The sequence below is a fragment of the Achromobacter sp. JCM 18799 genome (genome assembly GCF_055395645.1).
In genome coordinates, this window is sequence record NZ_AP043866.1 from 1,195,893 (window position 1) to 1,215,063 (window position 19,171).

Sequence of the window (19,171 nt, forward strand, 5' to 3'; positions counted from 1 at the left end):
CAAGAAACGAGGTTGAGGGGGGATAAAACCGGGGAGCCGGGAACGGCCCGATCTATTGGGCGATTGCGCCCTGCTTGGCCTGGCGCATCAGCGCCATCGCCATCGTCGACACCGAGGCCACCAACGGCTCGCTCGTGTCGGAATTGCTCATGACCAGCACGGCGAGCTTGTCGCGCGGCGCCAGCACCAGGCGCGAATGGAAGGCTTCGGTGGCGCCGCTATGCAGGCGCAATGGCGTGCCGGCGATATCGTCGCCACAGGGCGCTGCCAGCCAGGACAAGGCCAGGCGGCACTCCAGCGCCAAGCCGCCTTCCACCGTTTCCATGTCGAGCACGGCGCGGGCCGAGTCGGCATTGAGTATCCGGCGCCCTTCGTAGACGCCGTCGGCGAACAACATGCTGGAGAAGCGCGCCATCTCCGAGGTGCTGAGCCACAGGCCGTCGGCCGCTTCGTTGGGCTGGGGCGCCTCGGTCCAGGGCGCGCCGCGACGGTAGCCCGAGGCGCGCAATTCGAGCATGCGCGGGTCGGGATGGAACCCGGCGCGCGGCATGTTGAGCGGCTGCAGGATGGTGCGGCGCACGTAGGTGTCGAACGGTTCGCTCGCCACGTGCGCGACCATGTCGCCCAACAGGGCGTAGGCCATGTCCGCGCGTGCGCGTCCCATGGTGTCTTCCAAAGATCCAGGGTACACCGCCAGCAGATTGCGGGCGGTGAAGGGATGCGTGCCCAGCCATTGCATGGCGCCGCGGCGCGGTTGGATGTCCCAATCGGGCAGCGCCTGCGAGGCGGGCTGGTCCAGCGCCAGGCGTCCGTCGTCGGCAGCGCGCAGCACGCCCGCGGCCGTGACGATCTTGGTGATGGTCCCTACGCGATACAGCGTGTCGCTGGTGGCGCTGCGGTGGCGCAGCGGGTCCGCGTAGCCGAAGCCCGTGCTCCACACCACGCGCTGGTCGTCGACGATGGCGATCGACAGGCCCGGCACGCCGGAGGCGTCCATGTCATAGGGGATGCGCTGGGCCAGATAACCCACCACCGCCTTGTAGTCGCCCTGGGCGATCGGAGGCGGCGCTTCGGGAGGCACGCCCTGGCAACCGCCCGCGGCGACCAGCAACATACCTACGGCAACCAGGCGGCTGAGGGAAAACATGGCTAGCGGCAAGACCTCTGAAGAGAACTGCCGTCATGCTATCCAGGCGCCTGCCCGCGATCTTTCCCGCTTTGTATGGAGTTTGTGAAGATTGCGGCGGCGGATTGTGAAGTTTGTTTACGTTGTGCCGCGCCGCGGCCGCCAGCCTTCAGGCGGTCTTCCAGGCAATCACGAAACGCGCGCCGCCCAGGGGGCTGTCGCTCGCCTGCACGGTCCCGTTGTGCCAGCGAGCCACCCGGCTCACGATGGCCAGGCCCAGCCCGACTCCGCCCGTCCCGCGGTCGCGGCTTTCGTCCAGGCGGATGAAGGGTTCGAAAATGCGCTCGCGGTCGGCTCGCGGGATGCCTGGGCCGTCGTCGTCCACGATCAGCACGTACTCGCGCGCGCCCGGACTGATCAAGCTGACCTGCACCTGCCTGCCAGCATGCCGGATGGCGTTCTGCAGCAGGTTGAGCAAGGCACGCGTCATGTAGCGTTGGTGCAGGTGCACCTCGGGCACCTGGCACAGCGCCACTTCGCAGCGCACGCCCGACACGCCGGCCTCGAAGCCGGCATGCTGCACCACCGAATCCAGCCAGCCGCGCGCGTCCTGCGGTTGCAGCGCCACGCCGTCGCCCTTGTGCTCCAGGCGGGCGTACATCAGCAATTCCGAGGCCATGGCGTCCAGCTCGGCCACGTCGCTCTTCATTTCCTCGACCAATCGCCTGCGCGCGGCGGGGTCGTCCTCGCGGTCCATCATGTCCAGTTCGAACGACAGACGCGCGATCGGCGTGCGCAACTCGTGCGACACGGCATTGGTCAGGTCGCGCTGGTTGCCTACCAAGGCGCTGATGCGGTCGGACATCTGGTTGAAGGTGTCGCCCAGGTTGCGAATGCTGGAATGGCGCGACAGGCGCGCCCGGGCTTGCAGGTCGCCCTGCCCCATGCGCAAGGCGGCGGTCTTCAGCGCTTCCAGGTCGCGCCAGATGGGCAGCGCCCACACCAGCATGAAGGCGCACAGCAACAGGCCCAGGGCGGAATACACCGCGGCCATCAGCCAGGGGGCGATGGATGGTTCCGGCGGCAGCTTGACCTCCAGCCATTGCCTGCCCGGACCGGGAATCGCCGCCACGAAGGTCTGCTGCTTGTCGCGCACGAAGAAGCTGCCGGACTCCACCATGGCGCGTTCGTCCTCGGTGGCGCCATAGCTGTCGGCGTCGACCACCCTGAGGGCCAGGCCGTAGTGCGGCGCCAGCGCGTCGCGCACGTGCGCCTCGCGCTCGGCGGGCAGTACGCGGCTCAGTTCCTGCACCAGGCTGTGGATCTGGCCACGCACCGCTTCGCGCGTGTAGGCATCGCTGACGGGTTCGAAGAAGTAGTTGGCGGACCGGTCCACCACTTCGTTGGAAATGACGAAGCCCACCGCCAGCACCACGAACAGCCGCAGGACAAACTTAAGCATCACCGCCCTCGTGCGCCTTGGGCGAGAACAGATAGCCCTTGCCCCACACGGTCTTGATGCGCGCCGGATCGCGCGGGTCGTCATCCAGCTTGCGCCGCAGCTTGCTGACGCAGACGTCCACGCTGCGGTCCAGGCCGTTGAATTCGATGCCGCGCACCGCGTTGAGCAGGTCGTCGCGGGTCAGCACCTGGCCGGCCTGGCTGGCCAGCGCCCAGAGCATCTCGAACTCCATCGTGGTCAGGTCCACTTCGGAGCCGGCATGGACCACGGCGCGCGTACGACGATCTATCACCAGAGGGCCGAACTCCAGGCGCTCCGGCGGCTCGTCCAGCTGACTATGCCGGCGCAGCAACGCGCGCACCCGCGCCAGCAGCACACGGGGCTCCACGGGCTTGATGACATAGTCGTCCGCGCCCGATTCCAGGCCCAGGATCTGGTCCAGGTCGTCCTCGCGGGCCGTCAGCATCAGGATGGGCGCGGACGAGAACGCGCGCAGATCGCGGCACACCTGCAGGCCATCGCGGCCAGGCAGCATCAGGTCCAGGATGGTGATGGCCGGGTCATGCCTGCGGAATGCCTCCACCGCGTGATCGCCGCGGTAGGCCTGGGCAACATGGAAACCGTGCTGCTCCAGGAACTGCGCAATCAGGCGCGATAGTTTCGGATCGTCTTCGACTAACAAGGCCTTGGTCATGGTGTCCAGACAGAAAAAGTGAGGTCGATGGCGCCGCATTCTACGCAAATGCGGCGGGCGCGCGTTCGACCGGAACGCGCCGCGCCGGTTCCCGGTTCGTCGGAGGAACAAAAAAACCGGGCCGGAAGACTGTCGCTTCCGGCCCGGTTTCCTGCGGAACCGCTAGTGGCTCCGCCGGCGTCGCGGGCCGGCGGCCCGCGCATGGACTTACTTGTAGACGGTCTTGGAACCGTCCTTGTGCCAGGTGAACACGTCGAACTGGAAGTTCGTCAGGTCGCCCTGCTTGTTCCAGGACACCTTGCCGATCGGCGTATCGAAGGAGTTGGCGTGCAGGTACTTGGCGACCTTGGTCGGGTCGTCGCTGCCCGCGCCCTTGATGCCGTCCGCGATGACCTGGGTGGCCGTGTAGGCGGTCATCTGGAAGGCGCCGCTGGCGTTGCGCTTCTTGGCTTCGAAGGCCTTGACGATGTCGGCGTTGGCGGCGTTCTGGGTGAAGTCGGCCGGCAGCGTCAACAGCATGCCTTCGACGGCGTCGCCGGCGATGGCGTTGATGTCGGGGTTGCCCGTGCCTTCCGGACCCATCCACTTGGCCTTCACGCCCTGTTCGGCCGCCTGGCGCAGCAGCAGGCCCATTTCAGGGTGGTAGCCGCCGTAGTAGACGAAGTCCACGCCCTGGCTCTTCAGCTTGGTGATGACGGCCGAGTAGTCGCTGTCGCCGGCGTTGATGCCTTCGAACACGGCGACGGCCACGCCGCCTTTCTCCAGGTCGTTCTTGACCGCGGTGGCGATGCCCTGGCCGTAGGACTGCTTGTCATGCAGCACGGCGACCTTCTTGGGCTTGATTTTTTCCAGGATGAACTTGGCGGCGGCAGGACCTTGCTGGTCGTCGCGGCCGATGGTGCGGAAAATGAACTCGTAGTTCTTGCCGTCGGTCAGCGCCGGCGACGTGGCCGACGGCGTGACCATGACCACGCCTTCGTTGTTGTAGATGTCGGCGGCGGCGATGGTGGCGCCCGAGCACACGTGGCCCACGACGAAACCGATCTTGCTGTTGACCACGCGGTTGGCGGCGACCGGGCCTTGCTTGGGTTCGCAGCCGTCGTCGATCACGACCGTTTCCAGCTTCTTGCCGTTGATGCCGCCGGCGGCGTTGATGCGCTCGACCGCGGTATCGACCCCTTCACGGACCATATCGCCATACTGCGTGACCGCGCCGGTGGTGGGGCCGACCACGCCGATCTTGATGGTTTGCGCTTGCGCTCCCGAGGCAAACGCCAGACCGGCTGCGACGCCCAGCGCTGCAATGACCGGGGTCAGACGAAATACTGGCTTCATGTGTGGACTCCTCTAATGATTTGTAATCGTTAGTTTTTGCACCGGGTCGGACGCCGGATCATCTCCAGGCCATGCATGCCTGCTGGACTGCCCTTTGCAGGGGTTTCGGCCCTGGTCACGCCCGGTTGCATTGCGATTGCACGGCAAGCATACACTGAAAAATAGCCCTTCTCAGGCCAGTTTCGGACCACTTTGACACCCGTCCGATTATTGCGCTGCGGCATTGTTCGCGGGCTGCCCTTATGCCCGCTGGCGTATATGCAAAAGACGATTTATTCGTTTGCGTTACTAAGGCCGCCCGGCATCATGGCCGCCATGAGACTCCAACCGATCATCGTTCCCGGATGGAAAAACTCCGGACCGCAACACTGGCAATCGCGCTGGATGGCCCTGCTGCCGCATGCGCGCCGCGTCGAGCAGCGCGACTGGGAACATCCGACTCCCGGCGAATGGATCGCGGCGCTGGCCACCGAGGTGAACGAGGCCCGCAGTCCCGTCCTCCTGGTCGCGCACAGCTTGGGTTGCCTGATCAGCGCCGCCCTGCCGGTGCCGCTGCGCGCCAAGGTCGCTGGCGCCCTGCTGGTGGCGCCCGCCGACGTGGAGCGCGACAATGCTCCCGCCTGCCTGAGAAACTTCGGGCCGGTACCGCGCCATTCCCTGCCCTTCCAAAGCGTGGTGGTGGCGAGCGACAACGATCCCTATTGCCAACTGGAACGCGCCCGCGCCTTTGCGCGCGATTGGGGCAGCCGGCTGGTGGTCGTGCCGGGCGCTGGCCACATCAACGCCGAGAGCGGCCTGGACGACTGGCCGCAGGGCCTGAAGCTGCTGGGCGCGCTGCGCCGGCGCGCGGTGTGGCGGGTGACGCCGCCGCCCGAGCGGATCGCGCCCATCCCGGCGCGGCCGCTATCGCATCAACCCTGAACTCAGTCCTGCTGCTGAAAAAAAACGGAGCCGCGAGGCTCCGTTTTTCATGCGGCGGCCGTCGCGATCACTGCAGCAGGCTGCGCAGCATCCAGGCGTTCTTTTCGTGCACGTCCAGGCGCTGCGTCAGCAGGTCGGCCGTGGGCTGGTCGTTGGCGGCATCGGCCTTCTCGAAGGCGGCGCGAGCGGTCTTGGCGACCGATTCGTTGGCGGTCACCAGCAGGCGCACCATTTCCAGGGCCTCGGGCACCGAGTCCGGCTCGGAGATCGAGGACAGCTTGCTGAATTCGCGGTAGGTGCCCGGCGCATAGTGACCCAGCGCGCGGATGCGCTCGGCGATGCTGTCCAGTGCGTTCCACTCTTCCGTGTACTGGGTCATGAACATCAGGTGCAGCGTGTTGAACATGGGCCCCGTGACGTTCCAGTGGAAGTTGTGCGTCATCAGGTACAGCGTGTACGAGTCGGCCAGCAGCTTGGACAGTTCGCCGGCGACGGCGGCGCGGTCCTTGTCCGAGATGCCGATGTTGATGCGCGGAACGCTGGAGGTCTTCTTGGGGGACTTGGCCATTGCTAGCTCCTAGGGATGTATGTGCGAAACAAGGATAACACTGCAAATGCGGCGAAATGCCGCAATATCCGCCGCTTTCATCAATCAGTCCTGCGACCTTTTGACGCGGCGCAAACCGCGCGCGCAGCCGCCGGACAGCGGCCCGGAAATCAATCCTGCACCGCCGCCACCTCGTCGGTCAGCATCTTCACGCCGGGCAGCTCGCAGGCATAGACCGCCTGCGCCAGCGCCTCGATGGCGGCCAGCCGCGGGAAGCTGCGACGCCAGGCCAGCACCACGCGGCGCTCCGGCACGTGGCCGTCAAATGGCAGATAGCGCAGCAGGCTGTTGGATGGGGGCTGTTCCGGCACCGCGGTCACGGGCAACACGGTCACGCCAATGCCGGCCGCGACCATGTGGCGGATGGTCTCCAGCGATGAGCCTTCGAAGGTGCGCTGAATGCCATCGCTGGCCGCCGAAAAGCGCGACAGCTCGGGACAGACTTCCAGCACCTGGTCGCGGAAGCAATGGCCGCTGCCCAGCAGCAGCATGGTCTGCTGCTTCAGGTCCTGGGCGTCGATCGCCTGGCGCCGGGCCAGCTCGTGGTCATTGGGCACGGCCACCACAAAGGGCTCGTCGTACAAGGGTTGCATGACCAGGCCGGCCTCGGGCAGCGGCAAAGCCATGATGGCGCAATCGATCTCGCCCTGGCGCAGCAGTTCAACCAGCCGCACCGTGAAATTCTCTTGCAGCAACAGTGGCATCTGCGGCGTGCGGCGGATCTGCTCCGGCACCAGCCGCGGCAACAGGTACGGACCGATGGTGTGAATGACGCCGACGCGCAAGGGGCCGGCCAACGGGTCGTGTCCCTGGCGCGCGATCTCCTTGATGCTGGCGCTTTCTTCCAGCACCTTCTGCGCCTGCGCCACGATGCGCTGGCCGATGGGAGTGACGCCGACCTCGGCGCCGCCGCGCTCGAACAGCGTCACGCCCAATTCGTCTTCCAGCTTGCGTATCGCCACCGAGAGCGTGGGCTGGCTGACGAAACAGGCCTCGGCCGCCCGGCCGAAATGCCGTTCGCGCGCGACGGCGACGATGTACTTGAGTTCGGTGAGAGTCATGGTGGACTACGCCCCCGGGGGTTATGCCCCAGCCTTGTGGCTGGCGCTTGCTAGATTGAGATTGGCGGCTGGCTGCATGGTCAAGTGCGCAGGAAATCCTCGCGTCCGCGCATCCAGCGCGCCAGGTGCGCCTCGACCGCGGCCGGATGCTCGGCGCGCAGCCAGACCGCCGCATCGCGTGCGTCTTCGGCGATGGCCGCGTCCGTTTCCAGGTCGGCGAAGCGCAGCAAGGCCATGCCGGACTGGCGCGTGCCCAGGAACTCTCCCGGGCCGCGTTGTTCCAGGTCGCGGCGGGCGATTTCAAAGCCGTCCGAGGTCTCGAACATGGCCCGCAGGCGTTCGCGCGCCACTTGCGACAGCGGCGTCTGATAGAGCAGCACGCATACCGATTCGGCGGTGCCGCGCCCTACCCGGCCGCGCAGCTGATGCAGCTGCGCCAGGCCGAAACGCTCGGCGTGCTCAATCACCATGAGCGAGGCGTTCGGCACGTCCACGCCCACCTCGATCACGGTGGTGGCGACCAGCAGGTCGACTTCGCCATCTCGGAACGCCTGCATCACGGCGGCCTTTTCGGCTTGCGGCAACCGGCCATGCACCAGTCCGATGCGCAGGTCCGGCAAATCGGCGCGCATGCCTTCGTAGGTATCCACGGCGGTCTGGAGTTCCAGGGCCTCGCTTTCCTCGACCAGCGGGCAAACCCAGTAGGCCTGCTGCCCGCCGCGCGCGGCCTGGGCAATGTGGGCGATGACTTCCTCGCGCCTTGCGTCCGACACAAGCTTGGTCAGCACGGGGCTGCGCCCAGGCGGCAGCTCGTCGATGACGGACACATCCAGGTCGGCGAAAAAGGTCATGGCCAACGTGCGCGGAATCGGCGTCGCGCTCATGTTGAGCTGGTGCGGCACATTGCGCCCGCGCACGGTTTCACCCTTGCGGGTCAGCGCCAGGCGCTGCCCGACGCCAAAGCGGTGCTGCTCGTCGACGATGGACAGGCCCAGGCGATGGAATTCGACGTTGTCCTGGATCAGCGCCTGCGTGCCCACGATCAATTGCACGCTGCCGTCAGCCGCGGCCGCCACGGCTTCGCGGCGCGCCTTGGCGGCGAGGCTGCCGCTCAGCCAGGCCACGTTCACGCCCAGCGGCTGCAGCCAGGACACCAGTTTGCGGAAGTGCTGCTCCGCCAGGATTTCGGTGGGCGCCATCAGCGCGACCTGCGCGCCGCTGGCGATGGCCTGGGCGGCGGCGATGGCCGCCACGACCGTCTTGCCGCTGCCCACGTCGCCTTGCAGCAAGCGGTGCATCGGATACGGCTTGGCCAGGTCTGCGGAAATTTCCTGAACCACGCGCTCTTGCGCGCCGGTCAGCTTGAACGGCAAGGCTTCGTACAATCTGGCGACCAGGCCCCCAACCTCATTGCGCACGGGCAACGATTCCGCTTCCTTGACGCGGCGCGCAGCGCGCGCGGCCGCCAGCGACAGTTGCTGCGCCAGCAGTTCATCGAACTTGATGCGCCGCCAAGCGGGATGCACGCGATCCAGCAAGGCCTGCTCGGACTCGCCCTGCGCTGGCGTATGCAGCGCGCGGATGGCCGGTTCGAACGGCGGCAGGTCGTAACGCGCCCGCGCCTCGTCGGGCAAGGTGTCGGACAGGTCGGCGCGGTCCAGCGCCTGCGCGATGGCACGGCGCAACGTCAGTTGCGGCAGCCCTTCGGTGCTGGGATAGACGGGCGTCAGCGCCGTGGGCAACGGCGCGTCGGCATTGGTCATGCGCGGATGCACCATCTCGCGCCCGAACAGGCCGCCGCGGACCTCGCCGCGCGCACGCAGGCGCTTGCCCACCGTGACTTGCTTCTGCTGGCTGGGATAGAAATTCAGCCAGCGCAATTGCAGTTCGCCGCTGTCGTCCGCCAGGGTTGCGGTCAGCTGGCGCCGGGGCCGGTAGAGAACCTCGGACTTGGTGATCTCGCCCTCGACCTGCCCGGCAAAACCGGGCCGCAGGGCGCTGATCGGCATGATGCGGGTTTCGTCCTCGTACCGCAGCGGCAGGTGCAGCACGAAATCCTCGGGCAGCACCAAACCCAGGTTACGAAGCTTGCGCTCCGTATCCGTCATCGCTTTGCCGGCGCCTTTGTTGTCGGCGCCGGATCGCTTGGAAGCCGCGGCTGCGGCCGGCATGGAGAAACGAACCCCTGGATTGAAAAGTCCGGACGGGCCTTACAGGACCAGAATGGCTTCGACCTCGAACTGCGCGCCCTTGGGCAGGCTGGCCACGCCGATGGTCGAGCGCGCCGGGAACGGCTGGGGAATGATCTCGGCCATGATGGCGTTGGCGGCCGTGAACTTGCCCAGGTCGGTCAGGAACAGCGTCAGCTTGACCACATTGTCCAGCGTGCCGCCGGCAGCCTTGATGACTTCCTGCATGTTGGCGAAAGCCTGACGCACCTGCGCATCGAAGTTCTCGGAGACCAGATCGCCAGTGCCCGGCTCCAGGCCGATCTGGCCCGAGAGATAGACGGTCTTGGTGCCGCTTACGGCAACCGCTTGCGAGTAAGGGCCTACCGCGGCGGGCGCGGTGTCGGTATGGATGATTTGCTTGCTCATGGGCGGAATCCTTCGAAAGTCGGATAGAAACTACAACTATCGAAGTTTATCCAGCAATAGACTTTTGCGAAAGTGGCTGAATGCCGTAGGGTGGCTGCAAGACGGAACATATATGATGCTTCCCGCAAGGCTGGGCCAGCCAAGTCCAATGCGCGCTTCGGCATAATCGTCTGGATACCCCCCGCAGCTTCTCAAATGAGGCGTCTCCCTTGAAAAACACCAGCCTCCAAGCCAAGCTGGACTATTGGGCAAAGGTGCGCCGCTCCAACTACGCAGCCAGCCTGCGCCTGGAAGGTTACCCAGTCACGCCCGCCCACGCGCAGCGCGAACTGCCTTCCCGCGAAGCCGTGTTGCGCGCCTATCGCAAGCCTGCCTGACATTGGACAAGTACGGCACCGGACAGGATCCGTACTGCTACCCCGGCGGTTTCACGCTACGCAACCGACTGAACATCCGGGACGATTCGTTGCTCGTGCAGGCTGAGCAAGATCTTTCCGAGATCGCCGCCATGACTAGCCAACTCCATGGAATCCCGGGCTATCGATATCCCCCCGATGCTCCCGCAGCAGGTCATACAAGGCCTGCGCTGCGACCGATAGCGTGCGGCCCTTGCGCCGCACCAGGTAGAGAGGCCGGGTCAAGGCCTTGCCGGCCAGCGGCACGATGCGCAGGTCGGCGCCGCCGAAGTGGAACAGCGTCATCGCCGGCACAACCGAGATGCCCAGCCCCGCGCGCACCAGCCCCGTTGCCGTGGCCAGGTGTTCGACCTCGAACACCGGCGCGGGCGCGTCTGCGCCCAGGGCGGCGTCCAGATGCTTGCGCACGCTGCTGCCGCGCGCGAGCTGGATCATGGGATAGCGCAGGATGTCGCGCAGCCGGGCGCGGCCCGCGTCCGCCAGCGGATGGTCGGCGCGGCATACGAGGAAGTAGCGGTCGGCATGCAGGAACTCGCTGTCCAGATCGTTCATGTCTGGCCGCCGCGAAGCCACGGCGAAGTCGACCTGCCCTGCCTGCACCAGATCCAGGCAGGGATCCAGCAGCGCATCGCGCAGGTCCACCGTGATGCCGGGATAGGCTACGCGAAAGCGCGCCAACAGCCCCGGCAGCCAACCCGCGGCTAGCGAAGGCAAGGCCGCCAGCGCCACCCGCCCACGGCGCCTGGCGGCATGGTCGCGCAGGTCCTCCATGACCAGGTCCATGTCGGCCAGCAGCCTGCGCGCGGTCGCGTCCAGCACCTGCCCTTCGACCGTCAGTTCCACATGGCGCGTGTTGCGGTCGAACAGGCGCAAGCCCGCGCAGTCCTCCAGTTGGCGGATCAGGGCGCTGAAGGCCGGCTGCGTCAGGTGGCAGCGCTGGGCGGCCCGGGTGAAGTGTTTTTCTTCGGCCAGGGCCACGAACGCGCGCAATTGGCGAGCAGACAGATTCATGGGTTTTCTCTATGAATTGATCCGATCTTTCTATTTTACTGATGAGCCGCGCATGCCTATAGTGGGCTCAGACACCTAGACCCCTGCCCTGATTCCGTATGTCCCTAGCCCCCCTCCACATAGGCTGCGCCTCCGGGTTCTCCGGCGACCGCAGCGACGGCGCCGCCGCCGTGGTGCGCACGCTGATCGCCCGCGGCGGCGGCGTGCTGATTTATGAAACGCTGGCCGAGCGCACGCTGGCGCTGGCCCAGTTGGCCCGCAACGAAGATCCGGAGCGCGGCTACGAACCCTTGCTGGACGAACTGGTCGGCCCGGTGCTGGCCGATTGCCTGCGCCACGGCATCCGCATCGTCGGCAACTTCGGCGCGGCGAACCCACGCGCCGCGGCCCGGCGCATTGCCGCGCTGGCCCGGCAGCAAGGCCTGCCCGCGCCGCGCATCGCGGTGGTGCACGGCGACGCGCTGTCCGGCGATGCGCAACGCGAACTGCTGCGACTACGCCTTGGCGGCGCGCTGGACGGAGTGGACGTGGTCAGCGCCACCGCCTACCTCGGCGCCGCCGAGATCGCAGAGGCGCTGCGGGCCGGCGCGCAGATCGTGGTCGCGGGCCGCGTGTCGGACCCATCGCTCACGCTGGGTCCGGCGCTGGCTCATTTCGGCTGGTCCATGGACGATTGGCCGCGGCTGGGCCGCGCCACCATGGCCGGCCACATGCTGGAATGCGGCCTGCAGGTTACCGGCGGCTACTTCTGCGTGCCGGGCCTGAAGGACGTGCCGGACGTGCATGCCGCGGGCTTTCCCATCGCCGAGATCGATGCGGACGGCGAATTCGTGATCGGCAAGGCAGACGGTACTGGCGGCATGGTCGACGCCCGCACGGTCAAGGAACAACTGCTGTACGAGGTGCACGATCCAGCGCGCTACCTGACGCCGGACGTCGTCGCCGACCTGAGCCGCGCCGAGGTGGTCGACCTGGGCGGCGATCGGGTGTCGGTGCGTGGCATCACCGGCCACGCGCGTCCGGCGGAACTCAAGGTCAACGTCTGCTACCGCGGCGGCTGGCTGGCCGAGGCCGAGATCTCCTACGCCGGGGTACAGGCCGAGGCGCGCGCCCGCTTGGCCGCCGATATCGTGCGCAAGCGCCTGGACCCGGCCCTGCGGCTGCGCGCCGACCTCATCGGCGCCATCAGCATCCTGGGCGACGACGCCGGCAGCATGCTGTCGGCCCTGCCCCCCGGCCATGCGCGCGACGTGCGACTGCGCATCGCGGCCGAACATCTGGACCGCAAGCTGGCGGAAAGCGTGCTGCGCGAAGTGACCGCGCTTTATACCTGCGGCCCGGCCGGCGGCGGCGGCGTGCGCACCGCGCTGCGCCCGCGCCTGAACATGCTGTCCTGCACCCTGCCGCGCGACGCCGTGCCCAGCGGCTGGACCTTCCTGGAAGAAGCCCCCCAATGAATCCGCCGCTGATCTCAGTCCCCCTATATCGCCTGGCGCACAGCCGTTCCGGCGACAAGGGCGACATCTCCAACCTGAGCCTGATCGCCTGGGACCCGGAATGCTACGACGTGCTGGCGGCACAGGCTACCGAAGCCCGCGTCGCCGCCTGGTTCGCCTACCGCCGCCCCAGCCGCGTCACCCGCTACATGCTGCCCACGCTGCACGCCATGAACTTCGTGCTGGAAGGCGTGCTGGACGGCGGCGTCAACGATGCCCTCAACCTGGATACGCACGGCAAGAGCCTGTCATTCAGATTGCTGGACATGACGGTCGAGGTCAGCCCGGCGCTGGCCGCCCGACTGCCTGACATACCCGGCGACCGCCCCGCGGCCGCCTGATTTCGATTCCTATAAAAATCCACAGGAGACACACATGCGCATTGCTTCCAAAGGCCGGCTGGCCTTGCTGCTGGCCGCCGCCCTGCCCTTGAGCGCCATGGCCCAGTTCCCCGCCAAACCCATCACCTTCATCGTGCCGTTCGCGGCCGGCAGCGCCACCGACCAGATCGGCCGCGCCATCGGCCAGGGCGTCACCGAACAGACCGGCCAGGCCGTGGTGATCGAGAACAAGCCCGGGGCCAGCGCGATGATAGGCGCCGCCGCCGGCGCCCGCGCCGCTCCTGACGGCTACACCGTGCTGATCACCACCAACACCACGCACGCCGCCAATGAACACCTCTACAAGACGCTGACCTACGATCCGGTCAAGGACTACGCGCCGCTGACCCTGCTGGGCAAAGGCGGCCAGATCATGGTGGTCAATCCCAGTTCGCCGGCCAAGACGGTCGGCGACTTCCTGGCCCAGGCCAAGCAAGCGCCCGGCAAGCTGAGCTTCGGCAGCGGCAGCTCCAGCAGCCGCATCGCCGGCGAACTGCTGCAGCAGATGGCGGGCGTGCAGCTGCTGCACGTGCCGTACAAGAGCAACCCGCTGGCGGTCACCGACCTCCTGGGCGGCCAGATCGATATGATGATCACCGACACCGCCACCGGCCTGCCGCAGGTCAAGTCGGGCAAGCTGCGCGCGTTGGGCGTGACCGGCCAGGCGCGCTCGCCGCTGGCGCCGGACGTGCCCACCATCGCCGAAGCCGGTGTCCCGGGCTACGAAATGGGCTACTGGTTCGCCGCGTATGCGCCTGCCGGCACGCCACCGGATGTCGTCAAGCGCCTGAATGAATTGCTGGTCAAGGCCACGGCAAGCGCTCCCGCCAAGCAGTTCTATGCGCAGACGGGCACGGACGCGGCAAGCTCCACGCCGGAAGAACTTGCGCAGTTCCAGCAGGCCGAGTCGAAGAAGTGGGGCGAGATCATCAAGAAGGCAGGCATTCAGCCTGAATAGGCCGGGGCGCCTGCAGGCGGCGGTGCGCGCTCGCGCCGCCGCCCGTCGCCAGTTGGGCACGCCGCTGCCGAGGGCCGGTCATTCACACCGTCTAGCCCGCGAACAGATCTGCTCGACACGTCACCGCCGGCCGCTCAGAATGTGCCGGGATAGGCGCCGCCGTCCGCCAGCACATTCTGGCCGGTGATGTAGCCCGCATGGACGCTGCACAGGAAGGCGCAGATGGCGCCGAACTCCTCCGCGTTGCCAAAGCGGCCAGCCGGAATCGCTGCCTGGCGCTGGGCACGCACGGCTTGCGCGTCCTGCCCCGTTTTGGCTGCCGATGCCGCCAGGGCCGAGCTCAAGCGATCGGTGGCGAAAGCGCCCGGCAGCAGATTGTTGATCGTGACGCCGCGGGCCGCGATGTCGCTGCGCGCCACGCCCGCCACGAAACCGGTCAAGCCGCTGCGCGCGCCATTGGACAGGCCCAGGATGTCGATTGGCGCCTTGACCGCGCTGGACGTGATGTTGACGATGCGCCCGAAGCCGCGCTCGGCCATGCCGTCCACGGTGGCCTTGATCAACTCGATCGGCGTGAGCATGTTGGCGTCGACCGCGTTCAGCCACTGCTCCCTGCCCCAATCGCGGAAGTCCCCGGGTGGCGGCCCGCCCGCGTTCGTGACCACGATGTCGTAGTCGCGATGCGCGGTGAACACGGCCTCGCGGCCTTGCGCGGTGGTGATATCGGCGGCCACGGCCTTGACGAAGGTCTTGCCGTCCGGCCGCGCCTGCAGCAGTTGCTGCCGCGCGGCCTCAAGGGCGTCGGCGCCGCGCGCAACGATCACCACGTTGACGCCCTCGCGCACCAAGGCCAGCGCGCAGCCGTAGCCCAGGCCTTTGCTTGCGCCGCCCACCAGCGCGGTCCTGCCCGTAATGCCCAGATCCATTTCTCGCTCCTTGTCGTTGTTTGCAATCGATTGGCGCATGGCGGATTCCGCGATCCGCGCCTTGAGCCTTGTATTGTCGCGCCCCATCAGCGCCGCGTGCTTCTCGTTGCGGGGCTGCGCTTGAAAATGACGTCCTACGGCCTCGGAAAACAAAAAACCCATCGCATCGCTGCGATGGGTTTTTGGCTTGGCGCCGGAGCCGGGACTTATTTGTCCACGAATGCGCGCTCGACCACGTAGTCGCCCGGCTGGCCCACGCCCGGCGATACCGTGAAGCCGCGCTTGTCCAGCATGGCGCTGATGTCGGCCAACATATGGGGGCTGCCGCAGATCATGGCGCGGTCGGTTTCCGGGTTGATCTGGGGAATGCCGATGTCGGCGCACAGCTTGCCGTTTTCCATCAGTTCGGTGATGCGGCCTTGGTTGCGGAACGGTTCGCGCGTGACCGTCGGGTAATACACGAGCTTCTCGCGCACCACATCGCCGAAGAATTCGTTGTTCGGCAATTCCTTTTCGATGAAGTCGGCGTAGGCCAGCTCGCTGACCCAACGCACGCCATGCACCAGGATGACCTTGTCGAAGCGTTCGTAGACGTCCGGATCCTTGATGATGCTCATGAAAGGCGCCAGGCCCGTGCCCGTGCCGAACAGGAACAGGTGCTTGCCCGGCTTCAGGTCGTCCACGACCAGCGTGCCCACGGGCTTGCGGCTGACCAGGATGGTGTCGCCTTCTTTCAGATGCTGCAGGCGCGACGTGAGCGGGCCGTTCTGCACCTTGATGCTGAGGAACTCGAGGTTCTCTTCATAGTTGGCGCTGGCGATGCTGTAGGCCCGCAGCAAGGGCTTGCCTTCAACTTCCAGTCCGATCATCACGAAGTGGCCATTGTGGAACCGCAAGGCCGAGTCACGCGTCGTGGTAAAGGAAAACAGGGTGTCGTTCCAGTGGTGCACGCTTAGTACGCGCTCAGTGTTGAAAGCAGCCATGTCGTATCAAATAAGGGCGACCGCCCCGGGCTACGCGCCCGGCTTGCGCCGCTGGGTCATTCCGCACCGCACAAAAGACGCGGCCGGCATTAGGGTTGACCCTATTCTACAGGGTCTCGATGATAACTGCTCTCATTATTCCGTAATACCCTTATGCCGTATTGATGGGGATCAAGCTTGCAGCCTGCCTGACTTACGACCAGTTGAACGCCGCTTTGCTTCCTGTTATCGTCGCGTTCTCATTTGATAATCATTTTCGTTAGCAGACAGTTTTGCGCAGCGGGAAGGCCTGAAGCCTCGGGAATCCCTCTGCAGCCCTAGCCGGAGCACCTCGTCATGACCAAGCGTCCCCAATTGAACTCGCTGCTGCGCGCCCTGGCGCTGGCCGGCGCCGCCGCCTTCGCCGTGTCGGCCAACGCCGCCGAGGAAGTCAGCCTCTACACCACCCGGGAACCCAAGCTGATCCAGCCGCTGCTGGACGCCTTCACCAAGGAAAGCGGCATCAAGGTCAACACGGTCTTCGTCAAGGACGGCCTGCTGGAGCGCGTCAAGGCGGAAGGCGCCAAGTCGCCCGCCGACGTGCTGATGACCGTGGACATCGGCAACCTGCTGGACCTGGTCGATGGCGGCGTGACCCAGTCGGTCAAGTCGCAAACCCTGGAATCCGTCATCCCCGCCAACCTGCGCGGCGCCGACGGCAAGTGGTACGCCCTGTCGCTGCGCGACCGCGTGCTGTACGTGGAAAAGGACCTGAAGCTGGAAGCCTTCCGCTACGAAGACCTGGCCGATCCCAAGTGGAAGGGCAAGGTCTGCATCCGTTCGGGCCAGCATCCCTACAACACCGCGCTGGTCGCCTCCATGATCGCGCATGACGGCGCCGAAGCCACCGAAAAATGGCTGCGCGGCGTCAAGGCCAACCTGGCCCGCAAGGCTGCCGGCGGCGACCGCGACGTGGCCCGCGACATCCTGGGCGGCATCTGCGACATCGGCCTGGCCAACGCTTATTACGTCGGCCACATGAAGAATGCGGAGCCCGGCACCGACGCCCGCAAGTGGGGCGATGCCATCAAGGTGATCCGCCCGACCTTCGCCAACGCCAAGAGCGGCGGCACGCACGTGAACGTCAGCGGCGCCGCCGTTGCCGCCCACGCGCCCAACAAGGCCAACGCGGTCAAGCTGCTGGACTTCCTGGTGTCGGAACCCGCCCAGGCCCTGTACGCCCAGGCAAACTATGAATACCCCGTCCGCAAGGGCGTGAAGCTGGACCCCGTGATCGCCAGTTTTGGCGAACTGAAGGTGGACCCGCTGCCGCTGACCGAGATCGCCAAGCATCGCAAGCAAGCCAGCGAATTGGTGGACAAGGTCGGTTTTGACAACTGATAGGCCCATGGAACGCCACGCCCGCCGGCTTGGCGAAACCATGCGGCAGTGACAAACGCGCGGGCTGCGCATAAGCTCACGCGTAGGGCCTGCTCCCTTCTTTTGGGGGAGCAGGCCTTGCCATTGATGCAATCGACTTTGAAGCACGCACACAGATTCTTTGCCCCGGCCGCTGCGTCTGCGCTGGACTGAACGCGGGGCCGGCTGGCTGGCCGGCGCCGCCCTGATCGCGCTGGCCGTATTGGCGCCCGTCCTGACGCTGGGCTGGTGGGCGCTGGGCGGCGAACTCTCGCATTGGCAGCATCTCGCCAATTACGTATTGCCGCAGGCGCTGGCCAATACCGCCATCCTGCTGGCCGGGGTGGGCGTGCTGGTGACGCTGCTGGGCACGGGCGCGGCCTGGCTGGTGACCGCGTACGACTTCCCTACCCGCCGCGTGCTGACCTGGGCGCTGCTGCTGCCGCTGGCGGTGCCGACCTACATCATCGCCTTCGCCTATCTGGACCTGCTGCATCCCATCGGCCCGATACAGACCGCGATCCGCGCGCTGCTGGGCTATGACAGCCCGCGCCAGTTCCGCCTGCCCGACCTGCGTTCCATCTATGGCGCAATTTTCGTGCTGGGCTTCGTGCTCTACCCTTATGTTTACCTGAGTACCCGCGTCATGTTCATGACGCAGGCCGCCAGCCTCTTGGAAGCGGCCCGCACGCTGGGCGCCGGCCGCCTCGCCGTGTTCTTCCGCGTCGCCCTGCCGCTGGCCCGGCCCGCCATCGTGGTGGGCGTCAGCCTGGCGCTGCTGGAAACGCTGAATGACATCGGCGCTTCGGAATTCCTGGGCGTGCAGACGCTGACCGTGTCGGTCTACACCACCTGGGTCACGCGTTCGGACCTGGCGGGCGCGGCGCAGATCGCGCTCACCATGCTGGCGATCGTGATCGGGCTGATCCTGCTGGAACGCCATGGCCGCAAGCGCCAGCGCTACGCCAACACGCAGCGCATGCGCCCGATGCAGCCGCGCCGCCTGCGCGGTCCGGCGGCGGCCGTTGCCGCGGCGTTGGGCTGGATACCGGTGCTGATCGGTTTTGTCGCGCCGGCGCTCTATCTGGTCGTGGAGACCTACAAGCGCCTGCATCTGGTGGGCGGCGTTTCCCATCAGTTGTTGAACGGCTTGAGCAATACCCTGATCGTGGCCTTCAGCGCCACCGTCGTCACCCTGCTGTGCGGGCTGATCGTGGCCTGGGCCGGACGCACGCTGCGCGAAAGCTCGGGCTTCAACCCGGGCCGCGCCTGCGCGCGCATCGCCAGCCTGGGCTATGCCGTGCCCGGCACGGTGCTGGCCATCGGCCTGCTCACGCCGTTCGTCTGGATCGATACCGCGGTCGCCAAGGTCTTCGGCGGCACGGGACTGTTCCTGATGGGCTCGATGGGCGCGCTGGTCTGCGCCTACGCGATCCGTTTCCTCGCAATTTCCACCGGCGCGCTGGAAGCCGGCCTGGCCCGTATTCCGCCGTCACTGGAGCAGGCTTCGCGCCTCTTGGGCGAAAGCTCGGCCGGGACCTTGCGCCGCGTGCATCTGCCGCTCTTGCGCCCCGCGCTCGCGGCCAGCGCCCTGCTGGTGTTCGTGGACGCCATGAAGGAACTGCCCGCGACGCTGCTGCTGCGGCCCATGAATTTCGACACGCTCGCAACCTGGCTCTACGCCGAGGCGGCCCGCGGCACCTATGAAGAAGGCGCCGTCGCCGCGCTGGCCATCGTGCTGGCCGGCCTGTTCCCCGTCATCCTGCTGGCGCGCACCAATCTGAAAATGGGACATTGATC

The 19,171-nt window shown here is 66.5% G+C and carries 18 protein-coding genes; 7 read left to right on the forward strand and 11 right to left on the reverse strand.

Translation table 11 applies throughout. The features are described 5' to 3' along the window. Positions 1-52: 52 nt before the first annotated feature. The 4 genes from ACZ5YA_RS05725 to ACZ5YA_RS05740 form a co-directional block, all read right to left on the reverse strand. Complete coding sequence (locus ACZ5YA_RS05725; protein ID WP_464092182.1) at positions 53-1,147, reverse strand: serine hydrolase domain-containing protein; 1,095 nt, start codon at positions 1,145-1,147, stop codon at positions 53-55. Between the two features lie 148 nt (positions 1,148-1,295). Then, positions 1,296-2,588: an ATP-binding protein gene (locus ACZ5YA_RS05730; RefSeq protein WP_464092183.1), complete on the reverse strand. Its 1,293-nt coding sequence runs from the start codon at positions 2,586-2,588 to the stop codon at positions 1,296-1,298. Beyond that, positions 2,581-3,282, reverse strand: a complete 702-nt coding sequence (locus ACZ5YA_RS05735; RefSeq protein ID WP_082400978.1) for a response regulator — start codon at positions 3,280-3,282, stop codon at positions 2,581-2,583. The genes ACZ5YA_RS05730 and ACZ5YA_RS05735 overlap by 8 nt, the downstream gene beginning before the upstream one ends. Positions 3,283-3,489: 207 nt before the next feature. Further along, positions 3,490-4,617 carry a branched-chain amino acid ABC transporter substrate-binding protein gene (locus ACZ5YA_RS05740; RefSeq protein ID WP_059375861.1) on the reverse strand — a complete coding sequence of 376 codons (1,128 nt, stop codon included), beginning with the start codon at positions 4,615-4,617 and terminating at the stop codon, positions 3,490-3,492. A 315-nt stretch (positions 4,618-4,932) separates the two neighbouring features. On the opposite strand from ACZ5YA_RS05740, the gene ACZ5YA_RS05745 reads away from it, so the two are divergent. Continuing rightward, positions 4,933-5,538: an RBBP9/YdeN family alpha/beta hydrolase gene (locus tag ACZ5YA_RS05745; RefSeq protein ID WP_059376180.1), complete on the forward strand. Its 606-nt coding sequence runs from the start codon at positions 4,933-4,935 to the stop codon at positions 5,536-5,538. A gap of 67 nt (positions 5,539-5,605) precedes the next feature. On the opposite strand, the gene ACZ5YA_RS05750 is transcribed toward ACZ5YA_RS05745, so the two are convergent. The 4 genes from ACZ5YA_RS05750 to ACZ5YA_RS05765 form a co-directional block, all read right to left on the reverse strand. Continuing rightward, positions 5,606-6,106: a Dps family protein gene (locus tag ACZ5YA_RS05750; RefSeq protein WP_059375859.1), complete on the reverse strand. Its 501-nt coding sequence runs from the start codon at positions 6,104-6,106 to the stop codon at positions 5,606-5,608. A 149-nt stretch (positions 6,107-6,255) separates the two neighbouring features. Continuing rightward, complete coding sequence (locus ACZ5YA_RS05755) at positions 6,256-7,206, reverse strand: LysR substrate-binding domain-containing protein (RefSeq protein WP_054454135.1); 951 nt, start codon at positions 7,204-7,206, stop codon at positions 6,256-6,258. Positions 7,207-7,286: 80 nt separating this feature from the next. Beyond that, on the reverse strand, positions 7,287-9,377 hold the full coding sequence (gene recG / locus ACZ5YA_RS05760; protein WP_464092184.1) for an ATP-dependent DNA helicase RecG: 2,091 nt from the start codon (positions 9,375-9,377) through the stop codon (positions 7,287-7,289). Between the two features lie 39 nt (positions 9,378-9,416). Beyond that, complete coding sequence (locus tag ACZ5YA_RS05765; protein WP_013393965.1) at positions 9,417-9,803, reverse strand: Rid family detoxifying hydrolase; 387 nt, start codon at positions 9,801-9,803, stop codon at positions 9,417-9,419. Positions 9,804-10,012: 209 nt separating this feature from the next. Between ACZ5YA_RS05765 and ACZ5YA_RS05770 the strand changes: the two genes are divergently transcribed. After that, positions 10,013-10,180 (forward strand): YhfG family protein, encoded by a 168-nt coding sequence (locus tag ACZ5YA_RS05770; RefSeq protein ID WP_118932472.1) that lies wholly within the window; start codon positions 10,013-10,015, stop codon positions 10,178-10,180. A gap of 135 nt (positions 10,181-10,315) precedes the next feature. On the opposite strand, the gene ACZ5YA_RS05775 is transcribed toward ACZ5YA_RS05770, so the two are convergent. Further along, positions 10,316-11,230, reverse strand: a complete 915-nt coding sequence (locus ACZ5YA_RS05775; protein ID WP_464092185.1) for a LysR family transcriptional regulator — start codon at positions 11,228-11,230, stop codon at positions 10,316-10,318. Between the two features lie 98 nt (positions 11,231-11,328). On the opposite strand from ACZ5YA_RS05775, the gene ACZ5YA_RS05780 reads away from it, so the two are divergent. Genes ACZ5YA_RS05780 through ACZ5YA_RS05790 form a run of 3 tightly spaced genes read left to right on the forward strand, consistent with a single transcriptional unit; the run spans position 11,329 to position 14,064 of the window. Further along, the gene (locus ACZ5YA_RS05780; RefSeq protein ID WP_464092186.1) at positions 11,329-12,687 is read left to right on the forward strand and encodes an acyclic terpene utilization AtuA family protein; all 1,359 of its coding nucleotides are present in this window, start codon (positions 11,329-11,331) and stop codon (positions 12,685-12,687) included. Further along, a complete protein-coding gene (locus ACZ5YA_RS05785; RefSeq protein WP_118932475.1) occupies positions 12,684-13,067 on the forward strand; it encodes an AtuA-related protein in 384 nt (127 codons plus the stop codon). Before ACZ5YA_RS05780 ends, ACZ5YA_RS05785 begins: the two co-directional genes overlap by 4 nt. A 34-nt stretch (positions 13,068-13,101) precedes the next feature. Next, a complete protein-coding gene (locus ACZ5YA_RS05790) occupies positions 13,102-14,064 on the forward strand; it encodes a Bug family tripartite tricarboxylate transporter substrate binding protein (RefSeq protein ID WP_059375846.1) in 963 nt (320 codons plus the stop codon). A 134-nt stretch (positions 14,065-14,198) separates the two neighbouring features. Here ACZ5YA_RS05790 and ACZ5YA_RS05795 read toward each other — a convergent pair whose 3' ends face one another. Both ACZ5YA_RS05795 and ACZ5YA_RS05800 read right to left on the reverse strand, forming a co-directional pair. After that, positions 14,199-14,990 (reverse strand): SDR family oxidoreductase, encoded by a 792-nt coding sequence (locus tag ACZ5YA_RS05795; protein ID WP_464092835.1) that lies wholly within the window; start codon positions 14,988-14,990, stop codon positions 14,199-14,201. A 206-nt stretch (positions 14,991-15,196) separates the two neighbouring features. Further along, positions 15,197-15,973: a ferredoxin--NADP reductase gene (locus ACZ5YA_RS05800; protein ID WP_059375840.1), complete on the reverse strand. Its 777-nt coding sequence runs from the start codon at positions 15,971-15,973 to the stop codon at positions 15,197-15,199. A 336-nt stretch (positions 15,974-16,309) separates the two neighbouring features. On the opposite strand from ACZ5YA_RS05800, the gene ACZ5YA_RS05805 reads away from it, so the two are divergent. Continuing rightward, positions 16,310-17,353: a Fe(3+) ABC transporter substrate-binding protein gene (locus ACZ5YA_RS05805; protein ID WP_059375838.1), complete on the forward strand. Its 1,044-nt coding sequence runs from the start codon at positions 16,310-16,312 to the stop codon at positions 17,351-17,353. 172 nt (positions 17,354-17,525) lie between these two features. Continuing rightward, complete coding sequence (locus tag ACZ5YA_RS05810; protein WP_464092836.1) at positions 17,526-19,169, forward strand: ABC transporter permease; 1,644 nt, start codon at positions 17,526-17,528, stop codon at positions 19,167-19,169. Positions 19,170-19,171: the final 2 nt, after the last annotated feature.

Bases quoted from the DNA above. Each gene is read 5' to 3' on its own strand.
- ACZ5YA_RS05725 (WP_464092182.1), bottom strand. From the start codon at position 1,147: ATGTTTTCCCTCAGCCGCCTGGTTGCCGTAGGTATGTTGCTGGTCGCC.
- ACZ5YA_RS05730 (WP_464092183.1), bottom strand. From the start codon at position 2,588: ATGCTTAAGTTTGTCCTGCGGCTGTTCGTGGTGCTGGCGGTGGGCTTC.
- ACZ5YA_RS05735 (WP_082400978.1), bottom strand. From the start codon at position 3,282: ATGACCAAGGCCTTGTTAGTCGAAGACGATCCGAAACTATCGCGCCTG.
- ACZ5YA_RS05740 (WP_059375861.1), bottom strand. From the start codon at position 4,617: ATGAAGCCAGTATTTCGTCTGACCCCGGTCATTGCAGCGCTGGGCGTC.
- ACZ5YA_RS05745 (WP_059376180.1), top strand. From the start codon at position 4,933: ATGAGACTCCAACCGATCATCGTTCCCGGATGGAAAAACTCCGGACCG.
- ACZ5YA_RS05750 (WP_059375859.1), bottom strand. From the start codon at position 6,106: ATGGCCAAGTCCCCCAAGAAGACCTCCAGCGTTCCGCGCATCAACATC.
- ACZ5YA_RS05755 (WP_054454135.1), bottom strand. From the start codon at position 7,206: ATGACTCTCACCGAACTCAAGTACATCGTCGCCGTCGCGCGCGAACGG.
- recG (WP_464092184.1), bottom strand. From the start codon at position 9,377: ATGCCGGCCGCAGCCGCGGCTTCCAAGCGATCCGGCGCCGACAACAAA.
- ACZ5YA_RS05765 (WP_013393965.1), bottom strand. From the start codon at position 9,803: ATGAGCAAGCAAATCATCCATACCGACACCGCGCCCGCCGCGGTAGGC.
- ACZ5YA_RS05775 (WP_464092185.1), bottom strand. From the start codon at position 11,230: ATGAATCTGTCTGCTCGCCAATTGCGCGCGTTCGTGGCCCTGGCCGAA.
- ACZ5YA_RS05780 (WP_464092186.1), top strand. From the start codon at position 11,329: ATGTCCCTAGCCCCCCTCCACATAGGCTGCGCCTCCGGGTTCTCCGGC.
- ACZ5YA_RS05785 (WP_118932475.1), top strand. From the start codon at position 12,684: ATGAATCCGCCGCTGATCTCAGTCCCCCTATATCGCCTGGCGCACAGC.
- ACZ5YA_RS05790 (WP_059375846.1), top strand. From the start codon at position 13,102: ATGCGCATTGCTTCCAAAGGCCGGCTGGCCTTGCTGCTGGCCGCCGCC.
- ACZ5YA_RS05795 (WP_464092835.1), bottom strand. From the start codon at position 14,990: ATGGATCTGGGCATTACGGGCAGGACCGCGCTGGTGGGCGGCGCAAGC.
- ACZ5YA_RS05800 (WP_059375840.1), bottom strand. From the start codon at position 15,973: ATGGCTGCTTTCAACACTGAGCGCGTACTAAGCGTGCACCACTGGAAC.
- ACZ5YA_RS05805 (WP_059375838.1), top strand. From the start codon at position 16,310: ATGACCAAGCGTCCCCAATTGAACTCGCTGCTGCGCGCCCTGGCGCTG.